The 12,967-nt window shown below is 51.9% G+C and carries 23 protein-coding genes; 22 read left to right on the forward strand and 1 reads right to left on the reverse strand.

Going from position 1 to position 12,967, the window contains the following annotated elements:
- From rplV to NQF89_RS07175, 22 genes are all read left to right on the forward strand, one after another.
- Complete coding sequence (gene rplV, locus NQF89_RS07070; RefSeq protein WP_155573632.1) at positions 1 to 426, forward strand: 50S ribosomal protein L22; 426 nt, start codon at positions 1 to 3, stop codon at positions 424 to 426.
- Positions 427 to 429: 3 nt separating this feature from the next.
- Complete coding sequence (gene rpsC, locus NQF89_RS07075; RefSeq protein ID WP_155573631.1) at positions 430 to 1,107, forward strand: 30S ribosomal protein S3; 678 nt, start codon at positions 430 to 432, stop codon at positions 1,105 to 1,107.
- Between the two features lie 57 nt (positions 1,108 to 1,164).
- The gene (gene rplP / locus NQF89_RS07080) at positions 1,165 to 1,581 is read left to right on the forward strand and encodes a 50S ribosomal protein L16 (protein WP_099026827.1); all 417 of its coding nucleotides are present in this window, start codon (positions 1,165 to 1,167) and stop codon (positions 1,579 to 1,581) included.
- Between the two features lie 2 nt (positions 1,582 to 1,583).
- Positions 1,584 to 1,820: a 50S ribosomal protein L29 gene (gene rpmC, locus NQF89_RS07085; protein ID WP_099026826.1), complete on the forward strand. Its 237-nt coding sequence runs from the start codon at positions 1,584 to 1,586 to the stop codon at positions 1,818 to 1,820.
- A gap of 13 nt (positions 1,821 to 1,833) precedes the next feature.
- Positions 1,834 to 2,109: a 30S ribosomal protein S17 gene (gene rpsQ, locus NQF89_RS07090; protein WP_077396236.1), complete on the forward strand. Its 276-nt coding sequence runs from the start codon at positions 1,834 to 1,836 to the stop codon at positions 2,107 to 2,109.
- 12 nt (positions 2,110 to 2,121) lie between these two features.
- Entirely contained in the window at positions 2,122 to 2,490 is a 369-nt protein-coding gene (gene rplN, locus NQF89_RS07095; protein WP_043557844.1) for a 50S ribosomal protein L14, read from the forward strand.
- Positions 2,490 to 2,810, forward strand: a complete 321-nt coding sequence (gene rplX, locus NQF89_RS07100) for a 50S ribosomal protein L24 (RefSeq protein ID WP_155573630.1) — start codon at positions 2,490 to 2,492, stop codon at positions 2,808 to 2,810. The genes rplN and rplX overlap by 1 nt, the downstream gene beginning before the upstream one ends.
- A gap of 10 nt (positions 2,811 to 2,820) precedes the next feature.
- The gene (gene rplE, locus NQF89_RS07105) at positions 2,821 to 3,387 is read left to right on the forward strand and encodes a 50S ribosomal protein L5 (protein WP_155573629.1); all 567 of its coding nucleotides are present in this window, start codon (positions 2,821 to 2,823) and stop codon (positions 3,385 to 3,387) included.
- 130 nt (positions 3,388 to 3,517) lie between these two features.
- Positions 3,518 to 3,823 carry a 30S ribosomal protein S14 gene (gene rpsN / locus NQF89_RS07110; protein WP_155573628.1) on the forward strand — a complete coding sequence of 102 codons (306 nt, stop codon included), beginning with the start codon at positions 3,518 to 3,520 and terminating at the stop codon, positions 3,821 to 3,823.
- A 13-nt stretch (positions 3,824 to 3,836) separates the two neighbouring features.
- A complete protein-coding gene (gene rpsH / locus NQF89_RS07115) occupies positions 3,837 to 4,235 on the forward strand; it encodes a 30S ribosomal protein S8 (protein ID WP_099026822.1) in 399 nt (132 codons plus the stop codon).
- 9 nt (positions 4,236 to 4,244) lie between these two features.
- Positions 4,245 to 4,781 (forward strand): 50S ribosomal protein L6, encoded by a 537-nt coding sequence (gene rplF / locus NQF89_RS07120; RefSeq protein ID WP_099026821.1) that lies wholly within the window; start codon positions 4,245 to 4,247, stop codon positions 4,779 to 4,781.
- Complete coding sequence (gene rplR, locus NQF89_RS07125) at positions 4,781 to 5,143, forward strand: 50S ribosomal protein L18 (protein ID WP_099026820.1); 363 nt, start codon at positions 4,781 to 4,783, stop codon at positions 5,141 to 5,143. Before rplF ends, rplR begins: the two co-directional genes overlap by 1 nt.
- A gap of 12 nt (positions 5,144 to 5,155) precedes the next feature.
- Positions 5,156 to 5,725, forward strand: a complete 570-nt coding sequence (gene rpsE / locus NQF89_RS07130) for a 30S ribosomal protein S5 (protein ID WP_099026819.1) — start codon at positions 5,156 to 5,158, stop codon at positions 5,723 to 5,725.
- Entirely contained in the window at positions 5,718 to 5,909 is a 192-nt protein-coding gene (gene rpmD / locus NQF89_RS07135; protein ID WP_155573627.1) for a 50S ribosomal protein L30, read from the forward strand. Before rpsE ends, rpmD begins: the two co-directional genes overlap by 8 nt.
- Before the next feature lies 1 nt (position 5,910).
- Positions 5,911 to 6,399 carry a 50S ribosomal protein L15 gene (gene rplO, locus NQF89_RS07140; protein WP_155573626.1) on the forward strand — a complete coding sequence of 163 codons (489 nt, stop codon included), beginning with the start codon at positions 5,911 to 5,913 and terminating at the stop codon, positions 6,397 to 6,399.
- A gap of 93 nt (positions 6,400 to 6,492) precedes the next feature.
- On the forward strand, positions 6,493 to 7,866 hold the full coding sequence (gene secY / locus NQF89_RS07145; protein WP_155573625.1) for a preprotein translocase subunit SecY: 1,374 nt from the start codon (positions 6,493 to 6,495) through the stop codon (positions 7,864 to 7,866).
- Positions 7,867 to 7,868: 2 nt separating this feature from the next.
- Positions 7,869 to 8,447 carry an adenylate kinase gene (locus NQF89_RS07150; protein ID WP_266137856.1) on the forward strand — a complete coding sequence of 193 codons (579 nt, stop codon included), beginning with the start codon at positions 7,869 to 7,871 and terminating at the stop codon, positions 8,445 to 8,447.
- A gap of 205 nt (positions 8,448 to 8,652) precedes the next feature.
- Entirely contained in the window at positions 8,653 to 9,030 is a 378-nt protein-coding gene (rpsM, locus tag NQF89_RS07155; protein WP_099026814.1) for a 30S ribosomal protein S13, read from the forward strand.
- Between the two features lie 50 nt (positions 9,031 to 9,080).
- The gene (rpsK, locus tag NQF89_RS07160; protein WP_043557862.1) at positions 9,081 to 9,473 is read left to right on the forward strand and encodes a 30S ribosomal protein S11; all 393 of its coding nucleotides are present in this window, start codon (positions 9,081 to 9,083) and stop codon (positions 9,471 to 9,473) included.
- Positions 9,474 to 9,614: 141 nt separating this feature from the next.
- Entirely contained in the window at positions 9,615 to 10,634 is a 1,020-nt protein-coding gene (locus tag NQF89_RS07165) for a DNA-directed RNA polymerase subunit alpha (protein ID WP_155573624.1), read from the forward strand.
- Positions 10,635 to 10,678: 44 nt separating this feature from the next.
- Positions 10,679 to 11,095, forward strand: coding sequence for a 50S ribosomal protein L17 (rplQ, locus tag NQF89_RS07170; RefSeq protein WP_155573623.1), 417 nt, complete (start codon positions 10,679 to 10,681; stop codon positions 11,093 to 11,095).
- Positions 11,096 to 11,195: 100 nt separating this feature from the next.
- Positions 11,196 to 11,363 carry a hypothetical protein gene (locus NQF89_RS07175; RefSeq protein WP_155573622.1) on the forward strand — a complete coding sequence of 56 codons (168 nt, stop codon included), beginning with the start codon at positions 11,196 to 11,198 and terminating at the stop codon, positions 11,361 to 11,363.
- A gap of 68 nt (positions 11,364 to 11,431) precedes the next feature.
- Here the strand turns inward: NQF89_RS07175 and NQF89_RS07180 are convergent, their stop codons facing one another.
- The gene (locus tag NQF89_RS07180) at positions 11,432 to 12,952 is read right to left on the reverse strand and encodes an efflux transporter outer membrane subunit (protein ID WP_155573740.1); all 1,521 of its coding nucleotides are present in this window, start codon (positions 12,950 to 12,952) and stop codon (positions 11,432 to 11,434) included.
- Positions 12,953 to 12,967: the final 15 nt, after the last annotated feature.

A 12,967-nucleotide genomic window follows, 5' to 3' on the forward strand; every position in this document is an offset into this window, starting at 1 on the left:
ATGAGTAAGCCTAAGCATATCCGTACCTTGGCTGATACAGAGGCGCAGGCAGTTGCCCGCAATATTCGTGTTAGCCCGCGTAAGTTGAACTTGGTTGCTGCGACGATTCGTAATCAGCCAGCTGATAAGGCTATTGCTGCGTTGACATTCTCACGCCGCCGCATTGCCCAGCAGGTGAAGAAGGCTCTTGAGAGTGCCGTCGCTAACGCAGAAAATAATCATCAGCTTGATGTCGATAAGCTGGTGGTGAAAACTGCCGAGGTTGGCAAGTCGATTGTGATGAAACGCTTCCATGCTCGTGGCCGTGGTCGGTCTGCACGTGTTGAGAAGTTTTTCAGCCACCTGAAGATTGTTGTTGCTGAGCGCGCAGAGGCTGTTGAAGCCCCCAAAGCTAGCAAGAACTCCAAAGAGCAGAAGGCAGCCTGATCTATGGGACATAAGGTTAATCCGATCGGGCTGCGGCTCGGTGTCAATCGTACATGGGATAGCCGCTGGTATGCAGGTGGGGATTATGCCCGCCTCCTCCATGAGGACTTGAAGCTACGCGCTTTCTTGCGTAAGAAGCTTTCTGGTGCTGGCGTTGCCCGTGTTGTTATTGAGCGTCCAGCGAAAAAACCGCGTGTGACGATTTATGCTGCGCGTCCTGGTGTGATTATCGGTAAGAAGGGGCAGGACATTGATGCCCTGCGTAAGACCCTTAGCCGCATGACCAAGGCCGATGTTGCTCTGAATATCGTTGAGATTCGCAAGCCAGAAATTGATGCCACTCTGGTAGCGGATAGCATTGCGCAACAGCTGGAGCGTCGTGTAGCGTTCCGTCGTGCGATGAAGCGGTCCATCCAGTCTGCTATGCGTCTGGGGGCTCAGGGTATTCGCATCACATGTAGTGGGCGTCTTGGCGGTGCTGAGATTGCTCGTGATGAGCAGTATCGTGAGGGTCGCGTTCCGTTGCATACATTGCGTGCGGACATCGATTATGGAACTTCTACAGCGCATACCACTTACGGTTCTTGTGGGGTGAAGGTCTGGATCTTTAAAGGTGAGATTCTGGCTCATGACCCAATGGCTCAGGACCGTCGTGCTGCGGAGCAGGCTCCCCAGCGTTAAGGGGCGGGGGTCTCCCCGTCTTTTAATCTGCGGTGCTTGATGTGAGGATAGAAAATTATGCTTTCTCCAAAGCGGACAAAGTTTCGTAAGGCCCATAAGGGCCGTATTCATGGTTTGGCTAAGGGCGGTACGCAGCTGAATTTTGGTGCGTATGGTCTAAAAGCCTTGGAGCCGGAGCGTATTACTGCGCGTCAAATTGAGGCATCTCGTCGTGCGATTACACGTGCGATGAAACGTGCTGGGCGTGTTTGGATTCGTATTTTTCCGGACACTCCGGTCTCGACAAAACCGGCAGAAGTGCGTATGGGTTCCGGTAAGGGTAACCCTGAGTACTGGGCAGCCCGTGTAAAGCCGGGACGTATCCTATTCGAGATCGAAGGGGTGCCACCGGAGGTTGCTCGCTTGGCTCTTAGCTTGGCAGCTGCGAAGTTGCCGATTAAGACCAAGTTCATTCAGCGTATCGGGGAGGCTTGAGAATGGCTGAAACGACCTATAAGGTTGCTGATCTGCGCGCCAAGAGCGAGGATGAGTTGAAGACTCTTCTTGTAGATTTGAAGCGTGAGCAGATTAACCAGCGTTTCGCTGCGGCCACAGGCCAGTCCGAAAATAGTAGCCGTGTTAAGATTGTGCGTCGTGCTGTCGCGCGTATCAAAACATTGCTGAACCAGTCGAAGAACCGCGCGGGCGCAAAAACGTCCGCCGCAAAGTCCTGAGAGGAGACGGACGATGCCAAGGCGCGTCCTGACAGGGCGGGTGACGAGTGATAAGATGGATAAGACGGTAACTGTTCTTGTCGATCGTCGCGTGATGCATCCGCTCTATAAAAAGTTTATCCGCCGTTCCAAAAAGTATGCAGCGCATGATGATGCTAACGCATGCAAGATTGGTGATGTGGTGCGTATTGTTGAGTGCGCACCGCTTTCCAAGCGCAAGACATGGACGGTCATTTCCCGCAATGGAGTCGATGTTGCTGAGGCTGCATCGTCTTCTGTCGGCGCATAAGGGGGTAGACAGATGATTCATCCCGAGACCAACCTAGACGTGGCTGATAATTCTGGTGCGCGTCGGGTGCAGTGCATCAAGGTGCTGGGTGGCTCCAAGCGGAAGACCGCCTCGGTCGGCGACATCATTGTCGTATCCGTTAAAGAGGCGATTCCGCGTGGTAAGGTGAAGAAAGGTGACGTCCATCAGGCCGTTATCGTGCGTACATCTTACCCGGTGCGCCGCGCTGATGGTTCTGCCATTCGCTTTGATCGGAATGCCGCTGTGTTGCTGAATAAGCAGCAGGAGCCGATTGGCACGCGTATCTTTGGCCCCGTTGTTCGTGAGCTGCGTGCACGTAAGTTCATGAAGATCATCTCCCTTGCTCCGGAGGTGTTGTAATGGCTGCACGTATTAAAAAAGGTGATAAGGTCCTCGTTTTGACAGGTCGCTCCCGTGGTGTGCAGGGGGAAGTTCTTTCTGTTCTGCCTAAGGCGGAGAAGGCTGTTGTGCGTGGGGTTGCTATCGCGAAGCGTCATACGAAGCCGAATCGTATGGGCGAAGGTGGCGGTATTGTTGAGCGTGAAATGCCTGTTCATCTCTCCAATCTAAAGCTGATCGACCCGAAAAGTGGTAAGCCAACACGTGTTGGTTTCCGTGTTCTGGAAGATGGTCGCAAAGTCCGTGTTGCTAAAGTAACCGGCGAAGTGATCGAAGGCTGAGGAGCGAACGATGAGCGATAAAAAAGGTACCGTTCTGCCTCGTTTGCAGCAGGATTATCAGGACAAGCTTCGCGCTAAATTGCGTGAGCAGTTCGGATATAAAAGCGACATGCAGATTCCCAAGCTTGAGAAAATTGTCTTGAACATGGGTGTCGGTGAAGCCGCTGCTGACCAAAAGAAGCTTGACGCTGCTGTTGAGGAAATGGCTCTGATTTCTGGTCAGAAGCCTGTAAAAACAGTGGCTCGTAAGGCTGTTGCGGGGTTCCGCATTCGTGAGGGGCTGCCGATTGGATGTAAGGTCACGTTGCGTAAGGCTCGTATGTACGAGTTCTTGGATCGTCTTGTGACGATTGCTATGCCGCGTATTCGTGACTTCCGTGGTCTTCCGGCGAATAAAGGCTTTGATGGCCGTGGTAATTTTGCCATGGGTCTGAAAGAGCAGATTGTATTCCCGGAAATTGATTATGACAAAGTTGATGACATCCGTGGGATGGACATTATCTTTGTGACGACGGCAAAAACGGATGAAGAAGCAAAAGCTCTTCTGAAGGCATTTGATCTGCCGTTTGTGTCCTAAGCGACATTTTTTCGTATCAATCGCGGAAAAGAGATTTTCCCCCTTCACATGAGGGGGGAGTTTCCGTTACAGTTCCGTTGATTGGAAAACCGTCGGGATGGGCCCGACAGGTTCCGGGAGAAGATTCGAGATGGCGAAAATCTCTGCGGTAAACCGTAATAATCGTCGTGCTGCTATGGCGCAGCGTGATCGTGAAAAGCGGACCGCTCTTAAAAATACAATTAAGGATCGCTCTCTTTCTATGGAAGAGCGTTTCGAAGCGACACTGAAATTAGCGAAGTTGCCGCGCAATGGCTCTCAGACCCGCGTGCGTTTGCGTTGCAAGCTTACTGGTCGTTCTCGTGGGAACTACCGTAAGTTTGAGCTGTGTCGTATTGCACTGCGCGACTTGGCGTCTACGGGGCAAATCCCCGGCATGGTTAAGTCCAGCTGGTAAAAGGGTAGTCTGAATGTCTATGTCTGATCCATTGGGTGATATGCTCACCCGGGTCCGTAACGCTCAGCGTGCCCGCCATGCTGCTTGCGTTGCTCCGGCCTCCAAATTGCGCGCTAGCGTGCTTGAGGCATTAAAGCGCGAAGGATATATTCGCGGTTATACGACTGAGGAGGTCCGTAAGGGTATCTCTCAGTTCCGTATTGAGTTGAAATATAGCGATGGCCAGCCTGTGATTCGTGAGATTCACCGTGTTTCTCGTCCGGGGCGTCGCGTATATTCCAAGATTAAAGAGTTGCCCCGCGTTTATGCTGGTTTGGGTGTTTCTATCCTTTCCACTCCGCGTGGCGTTCTTTCAGACGTTGAGGCTCGTGCTGCCAATGTTGGTGGCGAGGTCCTCTGCCGCGTCTTCTAAGGAGGGAATATGTCTCGCGTAGGTAAATATCCTATTGAGCTCCCCGCCGGGGTTGAGGCGGTTGTCAAGGACGGCATGTTTTGCGTCAAAGGCAAACGTGGTGAGCTGAGTGTGCCAGTATCTTCATTTGTTGATGTGAAGATTGCGGATGGTAAGATTACTGTCTCTCCTCTAGGGGGGCGTACGCCGCGTAGCTGGACGATGTGGGGGACATCTCGCGCTGTGTTTGCAAACATGGTGAAGGGTGTTTCTGAGGGTTTCCAGAAAGGGCTTGAGATTCAGGGGACGGGTTTTCGTGCTGCTGTTCAGGGTTCCAATCTGGTGATGAATCTTGGTTTCTCACATGATGTGGTCTATCCGATCCCATCTGATGTGAAGATTACGACACCGCGTCCGACAGCCATTTTGGTTGAGGGTAACGACAAGCAGCGCGTTGGTCAGGTAGCTTTGGATATCCGCAGCTTCCGTAAACCTGAGCCTTATAAGGGCAAGGGTGTTCGTTATGAGACCGAAGTTCTGCGTCAGAAAGAAGGTAAGAAGAAGTAATGGCATCGCTGCAAGGATTGCAGGAGCGTCGCCGCAAGCGGTTGCGTTTCCAGCTTCGTCGCAAGAGCGGCGGCCGGCCGCGTTTGTCGGTCTTCCGTTCTAGCAAGAATATCCACGTTCAAGTCATTGATGATGCGCGTGGGGTTACACTGGCCAGTGCGTCTACGCTTGAGAAAGCTGTTCGTGAAGCCGGTAAAACCGGTGCGAATATCGCAGCCGCTTCCGTCATTGGTAAGCTGGTTGCAGAGCGCGCTGTTAAGGCTGGGGTCAAAGAGGTTGTGTTCGACCGTGGCTCCTATCTCTATCATGGCCGGGTGAAAGCCCTGGCAGAGGCTGCCCGTGAGGGCGGGCTGTCTTTCTAAGGAGGATCACACATGGCACGTGAGCCAAGAGAAGGCGGCCGTGGTGGTCGTGAGCGTGAGCAGGGTGATGAGCTTGTTGATAAGCTTGTAACCATTAATCGCGTTGCAAAAGTTGTTAAAGGCGGTCGGCGTTTTGCCTTTGCTGCTCTGGTTGTTGTTGGCGACCAGAAAGGGCGCGTTGGGTATGGTGCAGGTAAAGCCCGTGAGGTGCCTGAGGCCATTCGTAAGGCGACAGAGCGTGCACGCCGTAACATGATTCGCGTTCCGATGAAGGAAGGCCGTACGCTGCATCATGATGCAGTGGGGCGTTTTGGGGCTGGTGAGGTTGTTGTACGTGCTGCTGAAGCGGGTACAGGGATCATTGCTGGTGGGCCAATTCGTGCTGTCTTCGAGAGCTTGGGTGTAAGCGATGTTGTCGCAAAAAGCCTAGGGACACGGAACCCGCACAATATGATTAAGGCTGCATTTGACGCCCTGGAGCGTGCAAGTAGCCCGCGTCAGGTTGCGGCACGTCGTGGTAAGAAGACATTCGAGCTGTTTGGCCGCCGTGAGCAGTCAGAGACGGAGGCTGCTAATGTCTAAGACAAAAGGTAAGACTATCCGGGTGACGCAGATCGCTTCTGTGATCGGCTCCAAGCCGGGTCAGGCGGAAACGGTCAAGGGGCTGGGCCTTCGTGGTATCGGTTCCAGCCGTGAGTTGGAGGATACGTCCTCCGTCCGCGGGATGATCCGCAAGGTGTCCCATCTGGTAAAGGTGGAGGCTTGATATGAACCTGAATGAATTGCGTGATAACGCTGGGGCTCGCTACCGCAAAAAGCGTCTTGGGCGTGGTATCGGCTCTGGTAAAGGCAAGACCTCTGGTAAGGGCCATAAGGGTCAGAAAGCACGTTCCGGCGTAGCGATTAATGGCTTTGAGGGTGGTCAGTTGCCGATTTATCGTCGTATGCCGAAGCGTGGCTTCGTCAATATTTTCCGTAAGGAATATGCGGCGGTTAATCTTGGTGCTGTCAGTAAGGCTCTGGAAGCTGGTAAGCTTTCTGCTGGTGCGCCTATTACCGAGGACGTGTTGCGTCAAGCTGGGCTTATTGGTAGCCGTAAGGTTGCTGGTGTGCGTCTTTTGGCCAAGGGCGAGCTGTCTCAGGGTGTGAACTTTGAGGTCTCCGGGGCGTCTGCAGCAGCGGTAGCTGCGGTAGAGAAAGCCGGTGGCTCTGTGAAGGTTCTTGCCGTTAAGAAGGAAGCTCAGGCTGAGGCTTGAGTTTGCTTACCCAGTAAGCTGGGGTGACAGTGAACAAGTGAGCAGCGTCCCGTACGATGTGCGGTGACGCTGTTTTCATGAAAGGACGGGGAGATGGCTTCAGCGGCAGAACAGTTGGCCGGCAACCTGAATATGAGTGCCTTTTCTAAGGCGACAGAGCTCAAAAAACGGATCTGGTTTACATTAGGGGCATTGATTGTTTATCGCCTTGGCACGTTTATCCCTGTGCCGGGGATTGATGCTTCTGTGTTGGGGCAGCTTGTTGGGGAAAATCAGGGTGGCATCTTGGGCATGTTTGACATGTTCACAGGTGGTGCTTTGGGGCGTATGACGCTTTTTGCCCTTAACATTATGCCCTATATTAGTGCTTCTATTATTATTCAGCTGCTTTCAACGGCGTTGCCTTCTATGGAAGCGTTGAAGAAAGAGGGTGAATCAGGGCGTAAAAAGCTTAACCAATATACGCGGTATCTCACGGTGCTTATTGCCGTGGTACAAGCTTATGGCTTCGCCATGGGGTTAAGTAGCATGCATACAAAAACAGGGTTGAGCGCGGTTATTTCCCCCGGTCCGACCTTCCTTGTTTCTTATGTTGTGATGCTTGTGACGGGGACGCTGTTCCTTATGTGGTTGGGGGAACAGATTACCTCACGTGGGATTGGGAATGGGATTTCCCTCATAATTTTCTCCGGTATTGTAGCGAATTTACCACATGCGCTTAATACGTTGTTCGAGCTAGGAAGAACGGGGGCTTTGTCGCCGCTCTTTGTGGTGGCCTTCCTCATTTTAGCTCTGCTGGTTATCGCTTTTATTGTGTTTATGGAGCAAGCGCAGCGGCGTATTGTTATTCAGTATCCTAAACGGCAGGTGGGTAACCGTATTTATGGCGGGGATTCCACACATATGCCGCTTAAGGTGAATACAGCAGGTGTAATTCCCCCCATTTTTGCGTCTTCTGTTTTGCTTGTGCCGGCGACTTTGTCGGGCTTTATGCATAATAATGGTGGCATTATGGGGCGTGTGGGGCAGTGGCTCTCCCAAGGGCAACCGCTTTACATGGCGTTTTATGCTTTCATGATTGTGTTTTTCTCTTATTTTTATGCAGCTGTGACATTTAATCCTGAGGAAACAGCTGATAATTTGAGGAAGCAAGGCGGGTTTGTGCCGGGTATTCGTCCGGGGGCTAATACGGCGCGTTATTTTGATCGTATTTTGTCACGCTTGACGAGCATTGGCGCGGCCTACATGGTGCTGGTTTGTCTCTTGCCGCAGTTCTTGATCAACAAATATAATGTACCGTTTTACTTTGGTGGGACGAGCTTGATTATTATCGTATCGGTCACGATTGATACGGTTACGCAGGTGCAATCTCATTTGGTGGCGCATCAATATCAAGGGCTTATCCGTAAGCAGCGGGAGCGGGGTAGCCGTGGGCGTAGTCGCGTTGGTCGGGAAAAACGGAGGTAAGGGTGAATATCATTCTTCTTGGTCCCCCCGGTGCGGGAAAGGGGACACAGGCGAAGCGTCTCGAGAAAAATCGTGGCATGAAGCAAATCTCTACAGGGGATATGCTGCGTGCTGAGGTCAAGGCGAAATCTCCGATTGGTTTGGAGGTTAAGGGTTTGATGGAGAAGGGGCATTTTGTGCCGGATCCCATCATTGTTCAAATGATTGAGAATCGTATTGAGCAGCCCGATTGTGCGAAGGGGGTCATTTTAGATGGTTTCCCTCGTACAGAGCCTCAGGCAGAGATTTTGGATTCTATGCTCAAAGAGCAGGGGCTCAAAATTGATGCGGTGATTTTGTTAGAGGTGAGTGAAGATGCTCTTGTAAAGCGTCTTTGCGAACGTCAGCATGATGATGGCTCCCGCCGTGCGGATGACCACCCAGAGGTGATTCATTCACGTCTGAAGGTCTATCGGGAGCAAACAGCCCCTATTCTGCCTTATTATGAGGAGAGAGGGTGCTTAAAGCGCGTTGATGGGATGCAAGATGTTGATACGGTTGGGGCGGCGATTGACGCTATTCTCGACCAATTAGCGTCTTGATATGTGAGTCGGTCACGAAAAAGTGATCTTTATTATTTGACTTGTCTGGCAGGGCAGTATATTCGCCCAGCATAAGGTGAACGTATCGAACCCCATGGCGGGGTTGGAATCGTTCTTTGGGGACTGATGCCGGTGAGCGGCCATGGTCCGTCAGACAAAGATTTTTGGCAACGCGGCTTTGGGCCGTGTGGATGGGAGAATTGGCGTGGCACGTATTGCCGGCGTAAACATTCCGACCAACAAACGGGTGGTCATCGGTCTGCGCTATGTTTATGGCATTGGTCCGTCGAGCGCACAGGCAATCTGTGCAAAGCTCGGCATTGATGATGCTAAGCGCGTGAATGAGCTTTCTGATGATGAGGTCACAAAGATTCGTGACCTGATTGACAGTGAGTACCGTGTAGAAGGTGATCTCCGTCGTGAGACGGCGATGAATATTAAGCGTCTGATGGACCTTGGCTGCTATCGTGGTCTGCGTCATCGCCGTGGTCTTCCGGTTCGTGGGCAGCGTACGCATACAAATGCGCGTACTCGTAAGGGTAAGGCTGTTGCCATTGCTGGTAAGAAGAAGGCAACGCGCTAATAAGCGCGTTCTCTTTGACGCTTTTGCAGATTTAGTAGGACAAGCATATTATGGCCAAGGCTGCCGCACCGCGTATTCGTAAGAAGGAGCGTAAAAACATCATCTCTGGTGTTGCTCATGTTCTTTCGACCTTTAACAACACGATGATCACGATTGCTGATGCTCAGGGCAATGCGATTGCATGGTCTTCCTCTGGGGCTCAGGGCTTCAAGGGGTCTCGTAAGTCCACACCTTATGCGGCACAGGTTGCTGCTGAGGATGCTGGCCGTAAAGCCCGTGAGCATGGCATGGAAACGTTGGAGATTGAGGTCTCTGGTCCTGGTTCAGGGCGTGAGAGTGCTTTGCGTGCTTTGCAGGCCGTTGGTTTTACAATCACGTCTATTCGGGATATGACGCCAGTACCCCATAATGGTTGCCGTCCCCGTAAGCGTCGTCGCGTTTAAGGCGGACAGTGTATTTGGCTGGGTTGGTTGTCACGATTGGATGGTGCAACCAATCTGAGCTTTGGTAAGTTCGTACCGCACGACATGTGCGGGCCTGGTACCGCCAGAATGGCGGGCTTCGTTGTTTGAAAGGCCATGATCTTGGTTCTCCAGAAAAATTGGCAGGCTCTCATCAAACCGGAGAAGCTTGAAGTCGAACCCGGCCCAGTTCCTTCCCGCATGGCGACCATTGTTGCTGAGCCGCTTGAGCGTGGCTTTGGGCTGACGGTGGGGAATGCTCTGCGTCGTATTCTTCTTTCATCTCTTCAGGGTGCTGCTGTTACGGCCATCCAGATTGATGGAGTCTTGCACGAGTTCTCCTCTGTAGCAGGTGTGCGTGAGGATGTGACCGACATCGTGTTGAATGTGAAGCAGCTTGCTTTGCGTATGCACGGTGAGGGGCCAAAGCGTATGGTTCTTGCTGCGACAGGGCCGGGGGAAGTTACAGCTGGGCAAATCCAAACAGGTCATGATATTGAAATCATGAACCCAGATTTGGTTATTTGTACGCTGGATGATGATGTCAAATTGGGCATGGAGTTTACGGTGAATATGGGCAAGGGCTATGTCCCGGCCTCTGCAAACCGTCCTGATGATGCTCCGATTGGCTTAATCCCCATTGATGCGATTTACTCTCCCGTGCAGCGTGTCTCCTATAAAGTGGAGCCGACTCGTGTGGGGCAGGTTACTGACTATGATAAATTGCTCCTGAGTGTTGAGACGAATGGGGTGGTTACGCCGGAAGATGCCTTGGCATTAGCCGCGCGCATCATGCAGGATCAGCTTCAGCTCTTCATCAATTTTGATGAGCCGCGCCCGGTTCAGAATGAAGAGCCACAAGATGACTTGCCCTTCAGCCGTCATCTGTTGCGTAAAGTGGATGAGCTTGAGCTTTCTGTGCGTAGTGCAAACTGCTTGAAGAACGACAATATTGTTTATATTGGCGATCTCGTGCAGAAGAGCGAGCAGGAAATGCTTCGGACTCCGAATTTCGGTCGTAAGTCGCTGAATGAGATCAAAGAGGTGCTAACAGGCATGGGCCTCTCGCTAGGGATGAATGTTCCTGCTTGGCCGCCGGAGAGCATCGAGGATCTGGCCCGGCGTCTCGATGAGACCTTCTAAAAAGCCCCGGCTGGGAAGTTCGGGCAAAGGATTAGGGAAAGAAAATGCGTCATAATCTGAGCGGACGTAAACTTGGCGTCACCTCCACTCATCGCGCGGCTATGTTCCGTAATATGGCTGTCGCACTCATCAAGCATGAGCAAATCTCCACAACGCTGCCAAAAGCGAAGGAGCTGCGTCCTGTTGTTGAGAAGCTGATCACCTTAGGCAAGCGCGGTACGCTTCATGCACGCCGTCAGGCTTTTGCTCAACTGCGTGACGATGCTATTGTGAGCAAGCTGTTCTCTGTTCTGGGGCAGCGTTATGCAAACCGTGCTGGCGGTTATAGCCGTGTGCTGAAGGCCGGTGTGCGTTATGGTGATAATGCCGATATGGCTGTGATTGAGCTGGTGGACCGTGAAGTTGCTGAAAAAGGCAAAGATAGCGGGCCAGTGCAGAAAGAAAATCAAGAAGCAGCTTGAGCTTTTTCTCCAATAGGAGAATAAAGGAAAGGTCGGTGCTTTTAGGCATCGGCCTTTTTTCGTGGGTTGAGCGTAACCCCTTAGAAAAGCAGGTGTAGCCATGAGTTCTGATCTGATAAATGCATGCCACTCTATTCTGGGGCTTGTAAGGGATGTGATGGAAGACCTCGTGATGGATCATCCATGGGGATGGACGGGGTTAGCCTTCATTGTGGGGTTGCTTTTCGGGCGGAAAAAGATGGCTAGCCGTGAGGAGGCTTCCTCCTAAAAAGGAGGCGGTTGTGTAAAAAAAGGGCGTCCCTGTAAGAGGAGACGCCTTTTTTTATGCGTAAGGTTTTAGTTTTTATCTTTTTGGATGAAGCTGGGGAGGAAGGGATTATCTGTTTGTAAGGAGGCCTTGCTGGGTAGTTTGCTCCTATTCCATCCCCCACCTAGGTCTGTGATGAGGCGTAGTGTGCTGATGACGCGTTGTTGTTGGATTTGCAGCCGCATTTCTTCATATTGTAGGGCCGTTTGTTGGGCCGTGATGACGGTGGTGTAGATTTGTGTCCCGGCAAGATATTCGTTCATAGAGACGGTGACGGCCTCTTGTGCGCTGCGTAAAGCTTGCTCTTGGAAAGTTATCTGGTCACCAAGATAATGTAGGTTCGAGAGTTGGTCCTCGGTATCTTGCAGAGCCTTTAGCACCACTTGGCGGTAATTGGCTACGGCACCGTCATAATCGGCTTCGGCTTCCCGCACAGCAGCGGAGCGCGCGCCGCCTTCAAACAGGGTCTCATTCGCTGCGGCCCCGAGGGACCATGTGCGTGTGGCAAGTTGGATGAGATGTTGGATGGGGTTACCGCTATAACCATAGCTGGCTGAGAGGCTAATTTGTGGGAAGAAGGCCCCAATCTCATAGCCGATTTCAGCATTATAGCTTTCCATTTCCCGCTCGGCTTGGGCGATGTCGGGCCGCCTTTGGAGGAGGTCAGAAGGTATGAAATGAGGAATTGTTGGTAAGGTAAAGGGGAGAGGGGCGTGTGGAATTGTCACATCGGCTGGGGGATGACCTGTTAAGACAGCAATAGCATGCTCATATTGCGCACGCGTTACACGGGCACCAGAGAGACTCGCTTGAGTTGATTCGTATTGATAGCGTGCCTGAAAAATGCTCGTAGGGTCTGCTACACCGGCTGCATATTGGTTATTGAGGATTTCGAGGTTATGCAGATAGAGGCGGACATTGCGGTCGTAAAGGTCAATTAAGCTATCCTGATAGCGGAGATTCATATAGTCGCTTGCTAATTCTAGCTCGTAAGAGAGGCGCATATTGGCGAGCAAAGCGGCATTGGCTTGCGTTGAAGCTACTTGTTGTTGGATTTGGCGACGAATCATGCCCCATACGTCAATGGTCCAGCTTGCACTTGGACCGGTGGCCCATGTGTTGGTGGTTGTGACGAAGGTATGGGGGCTCTCAGGGAGCCCGCTTGGGGTGCGTCTTCCGCTAGAATTACGATTAAAGCTGAACTTGCCGTTAAGGGTAGGAAAAAGGCTAGCGCGAACGGAATCAATCATCGCACGGGCTTTGCGATATTGCGCCTCATATTGCTTTAAGCTTTGGTTAGAGCGGCTAACCTCTTCTTCTAATTTATTTAGGGTTGGGTCGTTAAACACTCGCCACCAATCACCTTTGGGTAAGGTGCTGAGGTAAGGATTGGCTTTTTCCCATCCGGCAGGCGGGGGAGCTTCTTTAAAGCGGGGTGAAATAATGGCTTGAGGCATATCGTAATCCGGCCCGACCATACATCCGCTTAGAGTAAGGCTAAGTCCTGTTGTTAGGATGGCAATTGAAAGGGTACGAGAGGGAAGAGGCATGATAATCCGCAATAA

Origin of the sequence: Bombella pollinis (genome assembly GCF_026385485.1) — a bacterium.
GTDB classification, from domain to species: domain Bacteria; phylum Pseudomonadota; class Alphaproteobacteria; order Acetobacterales; family Acetobacteraceae; genus Bombella; species Bombella pollinis.

Bases quoted from the DNA above. Each gene is read 5' to 3' on its own strand.
- rplE (WP_155573629.1), top strand. From the start codon at position 2,821: ATGAGCGATAAAAAAGGTACCGTTCTGCCTCGTTTGCAGCAGGATTAT.
- secY (WP_155573625.1), top strand. From the start codon at position 6,493: ATGGCTTCAGCGGCAGAACAGTTGGCCGGCAACCTGAATATGAGTGCC.
- rplV (WP_155573632.1), top strand. From the start codon at position 1: ATGAGTAAGCCTAAGCATATCCGTACCTTGGCTGATACAGAGGCGCAG.
- rplQ (WP_155573623.1), top strand. From the start codon at position 10,679: ATGCGTCATAATCTGAGCGGACGTAAACTTGGCGTCACCTCCACTCAT.
- rplX (WP_155573630.1), top strand. From the start codon at position 2,490: ATGGCTGCACGTATTAAAAAAGGTGATAAGGTCCTCGTTTTGACAGGT.
- NQF89_RS07175 (WP_155573622.1), top strand. From the start codon at position 11,196: ATGAGTTCTGATCTGATAAATGCATGCCACTCTATTCTGGGGCTTGTA.
- rplN (WP_043557844.1), top strand. From the start codon at position 2,122: ATGATTCATCCCGAGACCAACCTAGACGTGGCTGATAATTCTGGTGCG.
- rpsK (WP_043557862.1), top strand. From the start codon at position 9,081: ATGGCCAAGGCTGCCGCACCGCGTATTCGTAAGAAGGAGCGTAAAAAC.
- NQF89_RS07180 (WP_155573740.1), bottom strand. From the start codon at position 12,952: ATGCCTCTTCCCTCTCGTACCCTTTCAATTGCCATCCTAACAACAGGA.
- rpsH (WP_099026822.1), top strand. From the start codon at position 3,837: ATGTCTATGTCTGATCCATTGGGTGATATGCTCACCCGGGTCCGTAAC.
- rplR (WP_099026820.1), top strand. From the start codon at position 4,781: ATGGCATCGCTGCAAGGATTGCAGGAGCGTCGCCGCAAGCGGTTGCGT.
- rpsN (WP_155573628.1), top strand. From the start codon at position 3,518: ATGGCGAAAATCTCTGCGGTAAACCGTAATAATCGTCGTGCTGCTATG.
- rpsE (WP_099026819.1), top strand. From the start codon at position 5,156: ATGGCACGTGAGCCAAGAGAAGGCGGCCGTGGTGGTCGTGAGCGTGAG.
- rplP (WP_099026827.1), top strand. From the start codon at position 1,165: ATGCTTTCTCCAAAGCGGACAAAGTTTCGTAAGGCCCATAAGGGCCGT.
- rpmD (WP_155573627.1), top strand. From the start codon at position 5,718: ATGTCTAAGACAAAAGGTAAGACTATCCGGGTGACGCAGATCGCTTCT.
- rplF (WP_099026821.1), top strand. From the start codon at position 4,245: ATGTCTCGCGTAGGTAAATATCCTATTGAGCTCCCCGCCGGGGTTGAG.
- rpmC (WP_099026826.1), top strand. From the start codon at position 1,584: ATGGCTGAAACGACCTATAAGGTTGCTGATCTGCGCGCCAAGAGCGAG.
- rpsQ (WP_077396236.1), top strand. From the start codon at position 1,834: ATGCCAAGGCGCGTCCTGACAGGGCGGGTGACGAGTGATAAGATGGAT.
- rplO (WP_155573626.1), top strand. From the start codon at position 5,911: ATGAACCTGAATGAATTGCGTGATAACGCTGGGGCTCGCTACCGCAAA.
- rpsC (WP_155573631.1), top strand. From the start codon at position 430: ATGGGACATAAGGTTAATCCGATCGGGCTGCGGCTCGGTGTCAATCGT.